The sequence below is a fragment of the Mesotoga sp. UBA6090 genome, assembly GCF_002435945.1.
GTDB lineage: Bacteria > Thermotogota > Thermotogae > Petrotogales > Kosmotogaceae > Mesotoga.
Map to the genome: position 1 here is coordinate 1 of NZ_DIXC01000034.1, position 14,342 is coordinate 14,342.

14 protein-coding genes are annotated in these 14,342 nt (G+C 43.9%); 1 reads left to right on the top strand and 13 read right to left on the bottom strand.

Features of this window, described 5'->3' with window-relative positions; translation table 11 throughout:
• Positions 1 to 196: 196 nt before the first annotated feature.
• From B3K42_RS04925 to B3K42_RS04950, 6 genes are all read right to left on the bottom strand, one after another.
• Positions 197 to 364 carry a hypothetical protein gene (locus B3K42_RS04925; protein WP_181419017.1) on the bottom strand — a complete coding sequence of 56 codons (168 nt, stop codon included), beginning with the start codon at positions 362 to 364 and terminating at the stop codon, positions 197 to 199.
• Between the two features lie 186 nt (positions 365 to 550).
• Complete coding sequence (locus B3K42_RS04930; protein ID WP_110989692.1) at positions 551 to 1,567, bottom strand: type II TA system antitoxin MqsA family protein; 1,017 nt, start codon at positions 1,565 to 1,567, stop codon at positions 551 to 553.
• 4 nt (positions 1,568 to 1,571) lie between these two features.
• A complete protein-coding gene (locus B3K42_RS04935; protein ID WP_110989693.1) occupies positions 1,572 to 1,994 on the bottom strand; it encodes a hypothetical protein in 423 nt (140 codons plus the stop codon).
• Between the two features lie 312 nt (positions 1,995 to 2,306).
• Positions 2,307 to 2,525 carry a recombinase family protein gene (locus tag B3K42_RS04940; protein ID WP_181419018.1) on the bottom strand — a complete coding sequence of 73 codons (219 nt, stop codon included), beginning with the start codon at positions 2,523 to 2,525 and terminating at the stop codon, positions 2,307 to 2,309.
• Between the two features lie 122 nt (positions 2,526 to 2,647).
• Positions 2,648 to 2,953 (bottom strand): hypothetical protein, encoded by a 306-nt coding sequence (locus B3K42_RS04945; RefSeq protein ID WP_146227021.1) that lies wholly within the window; start codon positions 2,951 to 2,953, stop codon positions 2,648 to 2,650.
• 194 nt (positions 2,954 to 3,147) lie between these two features.
• The gene (locus B3K42_RS04950; RefSeq protein WP_110989696.1) at positions 3,148 to 3,384 is read right to left on the bottom strand and encodes a hypothetical protein; all 237 of its coding nucleotides are present in this window, start codon (positions 3,382 to 3,384) and stop codon (positions 3,148 to 3,150) included.
• A 212-nt stretch (positions 3,385 to 3,596) separates the two neighbouring features.
• Between B3K42_RS04950 and B3K42_RS04955 the strand changes: the two genes are divergently transcribed.
• Positions 3,597 to 4,085: a hypothetical protein gene (locus B3K42_RS04955; RefSeq protein WP_258367083.1), complete on the top strand. Its 489-nt coding sequence runs from the start codon at positions 3,597 to 3,599 to the stop codon at positions 4,083 to 4,085.
• Here B3K42_RS04955 and B3K42_RS04960 read toward each other — a convergent pair.
• The 7 genes from B3K42_RS04960 to pglZ form a co-directional block, all read right to left on the bottom strand.
• Entirely contained in the window at positions 4,082 to 4,744 is a 663-nt protein-coding gene (locus B3K42_RS04960) for a restriction endonuclease (RefSeq protein WP_110989697.1), read from the bottom strand. The two genes, B3K42_RS04955 and B3K42_RS04960, sit on opposite strands and share 4 nt — an antisense overlap.
• Before the next feature lie 92 nt (positions 4,745 to 4,836).
• Complete coding sequence (locus tag B3K42_RS04965) at positions 4,837 to 6,630, bottom strand: GmrSD restriction endonuclease domain-containing protein (protein WP_110989698.1); 1,794 nt, start codon at positions 6,628 to 6,630, stop codon at positions 4,837 to 4,839.
• Positions 6,631 to 6,670: 40 nt separating this feature from the next.
• Complete coding sequence (locus tag B3K42_RS04970; protein ID WP_110989699.1) at positions 6,671 to 7,255, bottom strand: hypothetical protein; 585 nt, start codon at positions 7,253 to 7,255, stop codon at positions 6,671 to 6,673.
• 114 nt (positions 7,256 to 7,369) lie between these two features.
• Positions 7,370 to 8,734: a hypothetical protein gene (locus tag B3K42_RS04975; RefSeq protein WP_110989700.1), complete on the bottom strand. Its 1,365-nt coding sequence runs from the start codon at positions 8,732 to 8,734 to the stop codon at positions 7,370 to 7,372.
• 55 nt (positions 8,735 to 8,789) lie between these two features.
• Positions 8,790 to 9,593, bottom strand: coding sequence for a hypothetical protein (locus B3K42_RS04980; RefSeq protein ID WP_110989701.1), 804 nt, complete (start codon positions 9,591 to 9,593; stop codon positions 8,790 to 8,792).
• A gap of 50 nt (positions 9,594 to 9,643) precedes the next feature.
• Positions 9,644 to 11,719, bottom strand: a complete 2,076-nt coding sequence (brxL, locus tag B3K42_RS04985) for a protease Lon-related BREX system protein BrxL (RefSeq protein ID WP_110989702.1) — start codon at positions 11,717 to 11,719, stop codon at positions 9,644 to 9,646.
• Between the two features lie 20 nt (positions 11,720 to 11,739).
• A complete protein-coding gene (gene pglZ / locus B3K42_RS04990; RefSeq protein ID WP_110989703.1) occupies positions 11,740 to 14,334 on the bottom strand; it encodes a BREX-1 system phosphatase PglZ type A in 2,595 nt (864 codons plus the stop codon).
• Between the last annotated feature and the right edge of the window lie 8 nt (positions 14,335 to 14,342).

Consider the following 14,342-nt stretch of genomic DNA (forward strand, 5'->3'; position numbering starts at 1 on the left):
ACGTGGCACCGCATTTCAAAGACGATTCAAATATCTATCACGAACTTATGCACCTTTCAGAGCTTCTTCCTGCGATTTATTCCCTTTTGCTGTCAAAGTTGAGTTAAAAACGTTTCGACGTCGCTGTTTTTCGAGCAAAAAAAGAGGGATAAAACCTCCCTCACTTCACTCTCTTCGTATTTGTCTAGCAGGGCCTTTAGCGGCGTAATGTTTCTGGTAATAGAGATACACTCCTCTCGATGGAGGCTCTAACGTCTATACACTCTTCCTTGGGCCGCTTCTTTGCAGCTTTCATTGCTTTAACCATATTCTCCGCAGCTTTTTGGTCGATGTAAATCTCTTTCTCGAATGTTCTTGTTGCCATAATTCTCCCTTCTTTCTAGTGCCTTCATAATTTATTCTATCATTTCGACACGGCATTTCTGCAAATGTTCACCAAAATCCTAGTCCTTCAAACCAATCAACTTACAATTAGGACAAATGGCAATGTTTAAATATATTGCCGATTGTTCGCATAATGACACAATAAAGGCTTCAGTTCTCGTAAGAATTAGGAGTCTGCCCCGTTCATTTGCTCGTTCAAGCGGGACAGGTTTCTGATCATTCCCTTGCAGTACCTTATGACTTTTTTCTCTCCAGTTTCTTTCCAGCACGGTTCTTCGTGAGATAGAGATGAGAGCTTTGTGCTTGTAAGACGACCATATCTTTTCACAATCGTCTTGATGATCTCCTCTTCTTCGTTGGGTAAATGATCGGGCATCGCCGTTCCTTTGACCATCACATACGCTTTCTTGCCTTCTTCGACCACTCCGGCCTCTTTAAGATAAGAGACGACGTCTTCATACTTCACGGGAGTAGGTCCATAGTGATTGGCAATATACCTGAGACCGGTAATGGACATTCCCCTTCTCTCGAATGAAAGCGAATCGGAATAGAACAAAAGCTTGAATAGCTTCATATGATCAAGAGGTCCTATTTCTGATAGAAAACGCCCCACGACTGCACTTAGAGTTCTTCCTGAAAAGACCTTGAAGCCATTGAGGAGCGTTTCGGTATTTCCGTGAGCTTCAATTATCATCCTTTCTCTCAGAGAGAGCCGGGATTCATTTCCAATACCGGTCTTGCCGACTATTCTGTCTCGATCATCCGGCGAGATCCTTCCCTGGACAGCAGCGGCATTAACGAAAGAGATGAAGTCTTCTCCGCCTGGCATTATGTAATTCGTGTAAGATTCGAGAAGCTTGTCTGAAAGAGCTCTCGAGCCGTCTTCAAGCTTGGAAACCAGAGACTTCGTTCTTCCCAGCAGGAGCGCTATCTCCTCCTGAGTGAGGTTTAGATTCTCTCTGGCTTTCCTGAGATCTGACGGCGAGGGGATGCAATTAGTCTTCTCATAATCGTCCCAGATCTTCTTCCAGGCTTCATCGAGAGATCTGGCATCCACATACGAATTCCCGCATTCATCACATCTATAGACATCGTAGGAAAGTCTGACTTGACTTCCCTTGAAACTCTCGACACTCTCTTCCCTAGATAGGCGCATTTTCTTTCCACATTCGGGACATATCATTAAATCAACTCCCGTACTCTCCAATATGCAAAGATAGACAGATCAGCCTTTCATTGAAGCTATAACTCAGCTTGAAATAGACTCTGTCTTTGTATTCATAGTTTTCTGGCGCCGGAAATTCATCATCAGCAATCTCAAGCTCTCTGAGTATTGTTTCAAGCGGTAAGGATTTCCAGACAACAATCGTGAATGAATCTCTTTGATTATCATCCTTGATCTCATCGGGACAGATATCTTTCGCCACCTTCCACGTGGCCTCAAGCACATCATAATGCTCTCTTATTCCTGACTTGTAGAAAGCATTCATCAGATCTATGTTTTTCTTTGCATCACTGAGCAAGTATATATTGCATTCCCGGTTTTCAATAATCTCTTGTATTCTGTTCCTAAGCACATTGAAGAACAGCTTCTTCTTCATCAGATCCATGCTCTTCTCCTATATTATATGTTCTTCCTGTCAACTTTGTCAACTCCACGGTATTTTGTTTCATTTCACGGTCCCATCGCTCGAAGGGTTCGAAAAGAATCCCTCTCAGACGTTCATTGAATTTCCAGCAATACTTTGTGACACAGTTCATCTTTCGCTTCGCGAACTGCAATTCAGTTTGTCAAGTTCCTGGACCTTGCTTTATCGTAGATATTCAGCTTGCAGCAAATGCACTACTTAGTGGCCGATATGAACTCAATGTAAAAAAGCGAGTCTGTCACGAAAAAAACGAAATGTAAAAAAGCGAGTCTGTCACGAAAGATACTCGAACTCTCTTCTATTAGCGTGATCGATCGGTTCATCGAGTTGTTCCCTTCGATTGACTTTTCCTGTTTCCTTATCTGCGAAGTACCCAACGATCTCAATTTCGTTGCTCTCGGCGTATCTGTCGCATTCTTCGAATTGACCTACAAGGCTGAGATCAGATTGATGAAGTGTTGAGACTCTTGCGTAAGCAGCGGCCTTTCTCAATGCAAACACGTCCTAGCTATATCATAGGATTAGTCGAGATGTTCGATGAAAAGCAAACAAAAACTACTGGAACTCACAAGCCTACCTCGAAATCACCTGATTGCACAGGATTTGTTGAATCGCTATCTCTCAAATTTCGAAGCCTTCACTTTGCTCTTGCGCGCCTTTCTAAGGTATTTCTCAGCATTCTCTGGGTCTTCTTCTGCTTTGAGTTTGTATTTCTCCTCCTTGTAGCGATATTTTCCATATTTTTGCCCTCTACCCACTAACAAGAGGAGCACACCAATCACGATTAATGGAATGCCTACAAATGGTAGAAGAAAAGCCAAGATGACTCCTAATATCAAGAACAGCCAGCCGATAAATAGCATCTTCTCCACCTCCTTTCTAATAATAAACTGTAGCATCTTTGCTGCGCCAAATTCCAACTCTGCTAATTAACAAGCGCGTTTCTTCTGATAAGGATTACCCGAGGACGTTTCAATTGAATCACCTTGGAACTACTTCTTGACATCTCAACTAGAAAAGAAACAAGTCTATTTTTGCCTAGAGATGACAAGCATAGACACTGATGCTGCAAAAATCTCAGAGTCTTATGGTCACATAGCTTCTCTCATTCTTCTTAACACCCTTCAAACGCATACGCCGCTGACTTCGGATCCATTCCCGGCAAAAAGAATACTGTCGTGAGTTCTTCAACGTCCTGGCCATGTCTTTTCCAGATGATTTCTGTGATCTTCATGAGTTGATCTCTGGATGGCGCATGTTCAAGCAGTTGGACTTTGACATTCCTCCGCCGCATACCTATTCTAAGATCCCTTATGCTCAGGATCCCATAGGTTGAATCCCCGCTTTTCAACTTGCCCCCCGAAAGAAATTAGTAAAGCAATCATGATTATACACGATTTAACATTCAGAACAAAACATACAAATTAACTCGACTTATTTGCACAGAACAGTTGTCAAGCTCTCAAGATGGCAACAGTAATTATCCTTTTGTTTGAATCGAAGGAGTGAGTGATATGATTAATCAAAAGTTTTGAAGTTAAGCAATGCAGTGGGAGGTGGAACGTGAAAGGATTTGATGAACTAAGGTACATAAGATCTACGCTAGTCATATTCATTTTTGTCGTAACGATTCTTCTAATGATGCTGCCGTACCACGTCTTTCAGAACGAAGCGATAAGCTACACTCAGGAGATTTACTCGGGGATTTTCGAGACATCTATCGAGAATCTAGCTTCCTCTTTATTAGTTGGTTATTTTCAATGGCATGCGATGTATAATGCGGTGAATTCCGGTGACGATGTATTCATTGAAGAGATGCTCCAAGAAATACAGGAGGATTTCCCGGGAGTGAGAGTCGCCAGGCTAATAGATAGACCACCCGAGGTACAGCTAAAAGGTCATTACAACCTATCTAACATTGATCAAGAGCTTTACCTCTACTTCAACATATATGATAGCCTCGTGGACAATGAGATTTCTGACAAAGTTGTGATTGCCAGCATAGACAAGGATGCCATGCTCTCGGATAAACTCCGAAGCTTCACCTCCTAGATTGTTTCTGCACTCGATTTGTCGATGATCTCCTTGAAGTGTTCATGGCAGTATAACTTTCCGCCCAGAAGCTCCGAATTACTCCTGCAAAGCTCCTTCTGATTCTGATCGATCAATTTTCCGCAAGCATGGCAGAGATTAGGCTGAGAACCGAGCTCTTCTTGAATTTCTTCCTTGTACTTCTCATATCTCTTAAATTCAAGGCCGTAGCTCTCGGCCAGTCTCTTTGCCTCAATCGGCAGCAGACCATCGACCAAAATGACTCCGCGCTTTGCCCCGTGCTTCGAGAGAGAAGCGACGAGACTTTGCACTTCGGATTTATGGATCTCATCATTGCCTTCTCTAATGGAGAACACCGTCTTTTCTCCGAAAATGTCCGCGATAAGATCAACGGAGGAATAATCACCCCTTGGAGGAAAATCACAGGATATTCCATAGCTTTCGAGAAGGTCCTTGAACTCAAGAACGAGAAGATTCCGTAGGTTCTTCACATTTCGCTCGGGCTTCGAATAATTCCTGATCCTAAATGAGACAAGACTCACAGTAATTACCTGCGCAAAGAGCAGACCAATAACCACCTGATAAGGGATCACATAAGCAAGCGCAATGATCGCAGCCGATACCACCCACCAGTACTTCCTGAAGTAGTGTAGAATCATATGGTTTTTCCTGTCATGTTATTTCTGTTTCGATCGAAATCCACTTCCACACCTCGTCCAGAAAACACATCGAATATCTATTCAATTATCGCTCAAAGAACCGCGAAATACCTCTTTATCTTCTGAGCCATGAGATAACGTCGCTCCTCGAGAAATTCTTCATAGTCGTCTATTGTCATATTCACTGTGTTTTCAGGGATGCAGTTCATCTTCCAGTTCTCAAGCATTTCTGACTTCAGCGTGATACCTCCATACTTGAGACCCCCACCATTGCATTGATTTAGAGCTTCTGTAAGGTATTGCGAAGGCGGCTTAGAACTGATAGCAATGTTGATCTCGCTCTGTGTCATCGCGTAGTTAGCAATCTGATTGTATTTTCCTCTGGTAAGTCCGAATTTCTTCAGATATTCCTTCGGGAAAATGTGATGAACATCTCCCTTTAGGCTAACCAGATCTGCGACGCAGATATCGCGTGAAAGGAAACCCTTGTCTTTAAGCTTCACTTGAGCCGCAAGATAGACATTGAAAGAAGGGCTGCTGGAAACCGAAGTATTCATTTGCTGCGGCAAGCCTACCTCCCAGAAAGCATCCGAGAGCTCTGCTGAAAAGACATTTTCTATGAAGGACTTCCCATTCTCATGTATTCTCCTGATATCATAGTCAAAAGTAGATTCGGGAGAACTGGAATAACGACTCGTAAGAATTGAAAGAACAAACCACTTTCTGACTAACGATTCAATTTCCGCTTGATCGCAATTCATCTCGCGAAGAGTTAGATACATGATGTATGCGAAGTTGATCGAATTCTGGGACCTGATCATAGAACTATCTATGAAACCTGCAGAACGGAGAATCATGATGAACTTCTTGAAGTTGTTTTCATTCATGAAATCCATAACGCCGGTTTTCAATAGATCAAATGAGCGTTCGGAAATCTCCTCTTCGAACTCTCTCGTTTCGAAATTCCTGCCGGAAAGAAGCGCAACCAAATCCTGCAATCTACCCCTTTTGAATTTCGAAGTGAAAGCTACTCTAAGCATGTCTGTATAAGAAGGATCATACAAGTCATCATTTTCATTCTTTAGCCAAGACATCCTGCCGAAGTAATCAGTCCTGGTGAACTCTTCATCCACCTCCTGGAGTTGTTGATAGAACTCCGGAGCAATGGCCAAATGGCAGAAATAATCTATTGCTTTCCTGAGATTGTTGCCGCCATATGTTTCATTCACAGAGATCTTCGACATCGCAAAGTCCGCTTGACTAAGCACTGAGCCTGCCGAATTGATTCTTATGAAGATTTCCGTGACTGTTTCGATATCCAGATCGGAATTGAGTTCAATCAAGCCAATCGGGTTATTTACGATGCCTTTTAGTGACTCTAGACTCTCAAAAATCTCGTCTTCGTTCTCAACTGAATTCAATTCGCAGTAATTTTTCACCGCCTGAATCAATCTGAAATCAGGTCTGAAGATTGCAGAGATGTCTGGAATCCAGTTCCTGTCCTTCCTTATAGCGGGATTAGTAACCTCGAACCTCTTTTCTAACGGGTGGAAGGCAATGGCTATCCGAATCCTGCGATAGTCCTTGGTAACTACTTTCTGACCCAATAGCGCTGCCATCAATGCGGTGACTCTCTGTTGGCCGTCAATAAGAATTCTCTTGCCAACCGATTTAGTGCCGTCCTTTAGTTTGACATTCGGATTCTGCCACGCAATAAGGTATCCTATGGGATAACCCTGATAAAGAGAATCCAGAAGATCCCTAACCTTAATCGCGTCCCAAACGAAGGGCCGTTGAATCTCTGGTATGGCAACTGCCTGTGACTGAACCCACGTGAGCAAAGTTTGAATTGGGTGTTGATTAACCGAGTATTGCTGTATAACCACTACGAATCCTCCTCAAAAGTCTAGCAAGTATTTCGACCCTTCAGTAAATCTTGAAGTTCACTAGCTTCCCGTCTACGTAATCTCCATAAGCATACGGTTTGTCCGCGAAAAAACTCTTGTATGCAACAACTCTCACGGCAGCATATTCACGATACGTATTAACAATACCCCTAAAGCTAGCTCTCATATTCAAGACTGTTGGCTCAATTGGAATGTAATTGCTCTTGAGAACAATGTTGATTTCTAATCCTGACAATGTTCCGTAATTCCAACTCTTTTCGAAAAGAAGTTCTTCATAGTAGCGAACGGGAATCACTAGAAGCACTATCATCGCCAAAACAAAGACAATACCGATAAGGATCAAGATCCTTGCGAATCTATTGTTGGTCCACTTAGGCCAATAATGGTCTGTTTTACTTTCGAAAGTGTTTGCTAGTTCTACCTGCTCTTGTTCAGAATTAGAAACAACTTCGGTTTCTGAACCAGAATGTGCTCGCCAAAGCAGTTCTGCCCTCTTCCTGGTCTCCGAATCATAGCTTCCTTCAAAGAGAGTCATAGTTTCCTTGTAGCTTAACTTCTGCTTCTTGCACCACTCAATATACTCGAGAATCTTCTCGTCAGTCATGTTTCAAACTCCTTGGAATTTGTACTACAGTGTGAGACAACCATATCTACTAAAGAATACGCCATATTGAAAAGTCTTTCATTCTAGCTTCAGCATTCATGGCACGGGTGTACTCTATAGACCTTTTTCGAGAACCTGTGAAAGCTCTTTCGCCACTGGCTGTATCTCATACCAATCATTGAACTGCCCATTGTAACCCAATTCTTTCAGTATGAGTCTCTCTAGTAGCGCTGCTACCTTACACCATTTTTCGTAGTCTCCAGAGGTATATCTGTACTCTTGATGTGTTCCTTCATTTCGACGCTTCACGAATTCTCCTATCACGTCAATTTTGTGTTCTATATCAAACTTTTCAAACAATGCGATTATCCTCTCTCTTAGAGATTTCTGAACCATGAAAGCTAGTTTCTGATTGCTGTTTTCAATTACCCATTGCTTGTCTTCATCATTATCGAGATAGGCTAGTAAATTCTCTCTGATCCACTCTTTGAATGAATCGTTCAAAGATCTTCGTTCTGCCTTTGAGAGAAGGCTGTTGGAGGAATCAGGTAGTGTTAGTGAAGCGAAACTCTCAATAGAGGATGCTAAGATTATGAAGGGAAGAGGAAAGAATAGACGTTCAGAAGACATCTGAATACCTTGACTAAGAATTTTCAAAGCCTTTCTCTTCTTATCAGTCATTTGAGAGTAAGTAGTAAAACAAGACTCTATAAGATTCTTCAAGTTTTCTGGAAATTGCATGCTTACAAGAGTTCTGTGAATTCTGTGTGAGCAGATGTAGTCACTCTTGTATTGTCTAAACTGCTCAACTTCCTTTCTATAAGCTATCATGAATGACCAAGGAAGTTGATCGCCATAAGCTACACTCATAATCTCCAATATGTACTTAACAAGTTCTTCAACGTCTGATTTGCGCAGTTCTGAGTCTTTCGATTGTACAGTAAGCCTCAAAGTGATGTGATCCAAAGCACTTTTCACCATTTCCGGGTCTGTTATATCTTCAATAACAACTACGTAGCTCTTGTCAAGGTATTTGAGTTCTAATGGGATAGGCGTATTTAAGCCTGAAGGCGGATCGTCTTTGGAATGATTCATGAATGGAAAAAATGCATTCGGCAAATAGAACTCTATCTTGTCTAATTCTTCTTTAGTGTCACCAAGCTCGAGTTCTTGTACGTGATATCCAAATGTGCGATTAACGACACCTTTGCTCCAACTAAAGTTATAGGAAACTTTGCTAAGCCACTTGGCTTTGAAGACTGCTCGATCATGTGTTGTACCCTCAAAATCTATTAACTCATCTTCATTTACTGCGGGAACAATATTTGACGAAAAATCCGAGGTTGTGGCTTCAAGATAGAGTTTTCTTTCTGCAAAAGATTCACAGGCGTTCCAAATGAACTTCGCATTTCCTCTGTAAAGAGTTATACCTTCTCGGCCGAAAGAACCCTGCCCTTCGACTTCAAAATTATCAAACATCGCTTCACTCCGATTTCCGTCTTGAAGGTCAATCAGTTTCTTACCGACTAACCCTCTAGAATAGTGTCTTGATTATCTCAGCAGTACCTTGAATCAGTTTCTCAACCTCTTCTGCAGTGGGTTCATCCTTTTTGCTGTGATCGCATTTGTTCCTAATATCAGCCAAGAATTGTATAGATCGCCATTGAGCGGTATCAATAACGTTGGAGCTCTTCAGGCATTCAATGAAGTCCGAGATACTTGGATTCTTCTTCCTAATTGAGAGCCTGTGATTATCACAAACCTGCATTAGGTGACGTTCGAGCACTACTCCTGAAACAGCTCCCGCTGCCCTTTCAAATCCATGCTTCAACAACTCTTCTGCCTCGTCAAGCTCCGAATCAAAGAGATCTGCCTGAACAAGCTGACGAATATCAAAGAGAGAACTCTCAAATCTTCTTTTTGCAGACTCAAGGATTGCCAGCTGTTGCTTGAATTGAGGAATCGCCGCATCCGGACCAACGATCTTTGTTTCGCCTCTACTAGAAACTAGGCCTTGCAAGTAATCAGAAATTTTGTAGTTTTCGTAGCTGATAGTCTTGCGAGATTTGGGCTTTTCGTAGTAACTAATGAAATCGATAATCCTGTCCGGCAGTAGTTGTTTGATTAGTATAAGTGCTTCACTGTACCACAACTGATACTTGTCTATAAAAGAGGGCAATCTCTTGAAGATTTTCTCAGTGGAATTCCTATCATTCTCCTTCAGTTTGAGCATCATCTCCTTGGGTTTCTGTTCATAATACATTGCAAATAGAAGGAGCTCTCCTTGTTTGAGTAATGATTCCAGATCCTTCTTGAAACAATCAAGATTCGAAGGCACCACGATTCCTCCCAATTCAGTGAAACTGCTAGAAACCCTCTCATCATAAGTTATTCAACACCTAGAGCTTTAAACACAGCCTCCTGCGGTGTACTGTAAAATATCAAGCTAAACGCGCCTATGAGATCTGACGGAACTGCTCCAAGTTCGGCGGCAGATGTTATGGGTATCAGTACCTTCTTCGCTCCAGCATCGAGGCAGACTTGCAGGACGCTTGCCAATTCTTCTACCTTGAGGATTGTGCCGCTGATGCTGATTTCCCCGAGCACCGCGAGGCTCGAAAGAGTAGGCTTGCTCAACGCACAAGACGCGAGCGCTATCACAGTTGGCAGGGTCAGAGACTTTGTCATCCCGATGCCATTGAGGTCTTGGTAGTTGATGATGTAGTTCTTTGTAGTTGTACTAAGCTGCCCGCTTATCTGATTGCCGCTACCTTTCAGATAGTTAAAAGCCGTATTTGTGGCTTCCTTTGCATCACGGTCAGACCCAAGCCCTGTACGCTCGAATTTCCCGTTTCCGGGTAACATTTGAGTTTCAAGACGGTACACGCCTATCATACCGCTTTTGCTCTGAGATACAGTGTAGACATTGCCGGGGTTAGTCAAGCCTTCGGGGATTATCTTGCCACCGCCCAGTTCCGGCACGGAAACGTAGCGTTCTTCAAAGGTCTCATTGTCGATATAAGAGAAGTTCACATCGTAGAATTCTATACCACCGATTTTCTTTAGCTGTTCCTTTACCCGGCGACGCGTTTCGAAAGCAAAGGTCAGGATTTCCTCAATCTCATCCTTCGTAAACTCACCGTTCGGATATAGCAATTTCGTAAAGCCCGACACGATTTTGCGGACGGCAATAACATCACGCTGGTTTAGGTTGTTGCCAAAACGGAAGTACTTGTCGCATACATCGCCGAAAGACTCTTTCCGCATTTCTCGCATAAACTCGGCAAGATAGTCTGTAATAAATCCGTAGTCGTTTGTAAACGATTCAGGACGGTATTTTGGTATCTCCCAACCGGGAATATAGCAGTGCATACGGTCAAGAAACGCTGTATCATACGCCATCGCTTCAGGGAATGGATCAAAGAGGTGCGAAGTTTTCAGCAGTACATCCAAACTCTGGTTGATGTTACCTATGAAAACCATTGAAGCGGAAGCCGCCTTTTCCTCCTTGCCTCTGGCAAATGAGCCGGAAGCCATGTAGTCTTTCATTATCTGAACGCCATCTTTGTCCTTGAAGGTAATTCCAGCCACTTCGTCGAAAGCTACGCAGTCCCATAGACCCACAAGACCGACTTGCTTGCTCGACATATTGTAGAAGAGGTTAGCGACCGTCGTCTGTCCTCCTGAAACAAGAATAGAATTAGGCGAAATCTCCTTGTAGAGGTGCGATTTGCCTGTGCTTCGGGGTCCCAGTTCGCAGAGGTTTACGTTGTTTTCTATTAGGGGAAGCAAACGGGCAAGTTGTAGCCACTTCTCGCGGTTGGTAAAACGGTCGGCTTCCATGCCCGTGGAGCGGAGCAGAATAGTGATCCACTCGTCCTTTGTGAAGGCATGACGACCGTTCTTGATCTCGTCCATGTCAATGTGAGGCATCTGAATCGGTGTCAGTTTCACAATGCGGATGGGTGTAGATTTCTTGTCTTCCTCAATGTATTCATATTCAAGCCCGACAATGCACCAGATACCACCACAGAGCAGCCGGTCATACTTCGATACATAACCCGAAGATATGGGAATAAAACGGATACCGAGGTTTGAAAAGTCTGCTTCGTAGCGGTCTTGTTTAATGTTCAAGTTCACCGTGATGCGATCGATGATTGTATAGCTACCACGTTCACGTAAGGCGGACAGCACTTTCTGTGCTTCGTCAGGACGAACGAAGTTCTCCGCAAGAATTTGCTTTACGTTTCTCACCCCGTCCTCAATTATCTTTGGATCATCGGATGAGCAATACTGCCCAAGCAAAAACTCTAAGACATAGACTGGTACATTTGCACCTTCTTTAATAGCCTTAGTTAAGTCTTTGCGTACAATCTTACCGTCAAAATTCTCACGCAGTTTCCGATAGATGACCTCATTCGTGTCATTCGTTTCTGGCGAGTGTTGGGTTGATTCTAAGTCCATCGAAGAGTCCTCCTTGTGTGTCAAAGGTTAAAACCGAAATCATCGGCAAACGCTATGTCAATGCGAAACTCGATTTCTTCAGGTGCATCAGTTTCGTTGGCTATGACTAGGTGGTAGATTATATTCCGGTTGTACTGCATCTGCTTCAGCGTGAATCTCACACGGAACACACGTTCTGAAGCGTTGTTGCTAGTTCTGTCGGCAATTACCGTCTGAAAGTCGCTGACTGGAACGCCTTCGTCATCGGTGAAGTGAAGACTGTAATTACAAGGCTGCACCTTTTGACCCACGGGCTGCTTCTGTAGAAAGTCGAGTGAGAACATCAAATTCGATACCTTACGACTTTCGGATATGAGTAAAAGCCCCGGATTCTGTACCTCAACATACTTTTTATAGCCTGTGCGCATACCCTTATAGACGATGACAGGTACGACCATCTCTTGCAGACTAATACCGCCATGGACATAGTTCTCACCGCCGCCTTGTACCTTGATCCTTACGGTATCCTGAGGTGCATAGCCTTTCATAGGAGTGCCGCCAATCGCCCGCTCCGTTTTGACTGGCAGTAGGTATTTGGCGTTGGTAGTTGTAGCAGTAAGCGCATAGCGTCTGCCCAGTTCGAACACTTCACCATCAAAGTTCTGACGACTGATTTTCTGGCTCTCTTCAAGAGGTTTGTAGGTGTACAGAAAGCCATGGTCGGCTGTTATGAAGATGTTTGCACCACTCAAATCACCTGTGATTATCTTGACGATGGCGGTCACTTCGTCGATTGCTGTGTCACATGCTTCGAAAACCTTTCCTTCAGTAGGCGCCTTATCTCCGGTTGCATCAATCGCATTGTGATAGATATAAATGATTTCCTTGCCAGCAACTAAATCACGCCTTTCTTGTTTTTTCATCTGGAGCAGTTCTTTATAGGTTACGGCTACGCTGTCAGGGTTGGTGGCGTTCAGTATTACGCCGCGTTGTGCCGTGCTGGCGGTAGGCTTTCCGTCTACAAACACATCTATTTTGTCGTTCACCGACACTTCATTGCCGGGTAGTAGTGCCGCCATACCAAACTTCGTTATACTTGGGAAGACCGTTTGCACGGATTCCAGTGTCGCCTTGCCCTTAGTTTTATGGCTGAGGTATTCGGAAAGTTCAGCGGCTACCTCATAGCGCAATGCATCGGAAATTATCACATACACTCGGTTGCCCTTGCTCACATTCGGCGAAACATAACGGCTGTAGAATTCGCGCTGTTCATTTATCTCTGAAACATAACCGAGCGAACCTAAATCGCCGGCTATGGACTTTGTCCAAGCCAAGGTGAGCTGTTTCAAGAACCACTCACTGTACAAACCCTCAACCACATCGGAACATTTCTTTAAAGCATCCTCCAAGAGGGTGTTCGGGTACTTTAATGTATTGCCGAAGCGGTCATGAAAGTGCCTGTAATGACTGTCCATTTCATAAGCATCGGTTGTGTAAAGTTTCCAGATCTTCGAAGACTCGACGATGTGGAAGCCTTCAATGTGCGCCAGATAAAACTCTTGCATCTTGGCGATATAGTAAAGGCTTTCGAGGTAATCCTCGGTCAGCGCATACCAGGCGGCGGTGCGGCGGTTCTCGACCGCAATGATGATGTCCTCGACCTTTATAATATTATCCCCAACCTTCGCAAAGAAGCGCTTCAGTATGCTTTCATTGATTGCGGGAAAAGTATCGCTCTTTGAAAGGACATCTATTTCCGTTTTGTCAAAACGGTTAGCAAGACGTAGTTCGTTTTCTACATAGCGACAAATCTCAATCAAGCCTTCGCTTCCTTCGCCACGCTGCCATTCATGCACAAGCTGATAGCAGTATGCTTTGCATGAATCGGAAATGAATCGTTCCAAGCCACGCAGAGCAGAAATAGGCATCGTCTGCGACAAGGCGGTGATAAGGATATGTGCAGCAAGGTCGGAAAGTGGGCGCCCCTTCGAGTTTACATAACCTGTGTATTTCTGCGCAAGCTGCCAGAAAGCTTCGATGTTTCCAAACTTCTCTATGTTAATCAGCGCATCGTTGCTTTCTTTCTCTAAGCCCGCTGATAAAACGGCAATTATCACGTCCTGGGCTGAACCGCCAGCCAGACCGCACAGGACCGCCATAATGTCAATATGTAGCTGGAGCGGTGTCTGGTATGTACGTCCGATACGGCGTAGCTTCGCCTTGCGGTCTTTGTTATCCAGGAATTTGGCGTACAGTTTCATCGTTTTTCTCATCGCGGAGGATGGCTCAACGAGCAGTTCCTCCATTTGGAGCGACACAAGGTCGGCACGAAACGGCTCCCCACTGTACAGTCTAATGTCCAGCAGCCAGTCATCGTGCTGGTCTCTTTCGTAAGATAGCGGATCGTAGATAAGGTAATCGCCCGTAAGATCGTCCGAAGAGAGTAGCTTCTTAACTGCAAAATTGTTCGTACCGGTGAGTTTGACAATGTTTATACCGGGCAGATTGAGTTCGTCAATCGCATCCGTAAACTCGCCGTCCTCGTCGTGCCAGAAGACGATTCGGCGTTTATGAAATTCCGACAACGGCGCGGCGAATCGTTCCGCGAGCCTTAGTTTTATCGTTTCTGACAGCATAGTGTTCT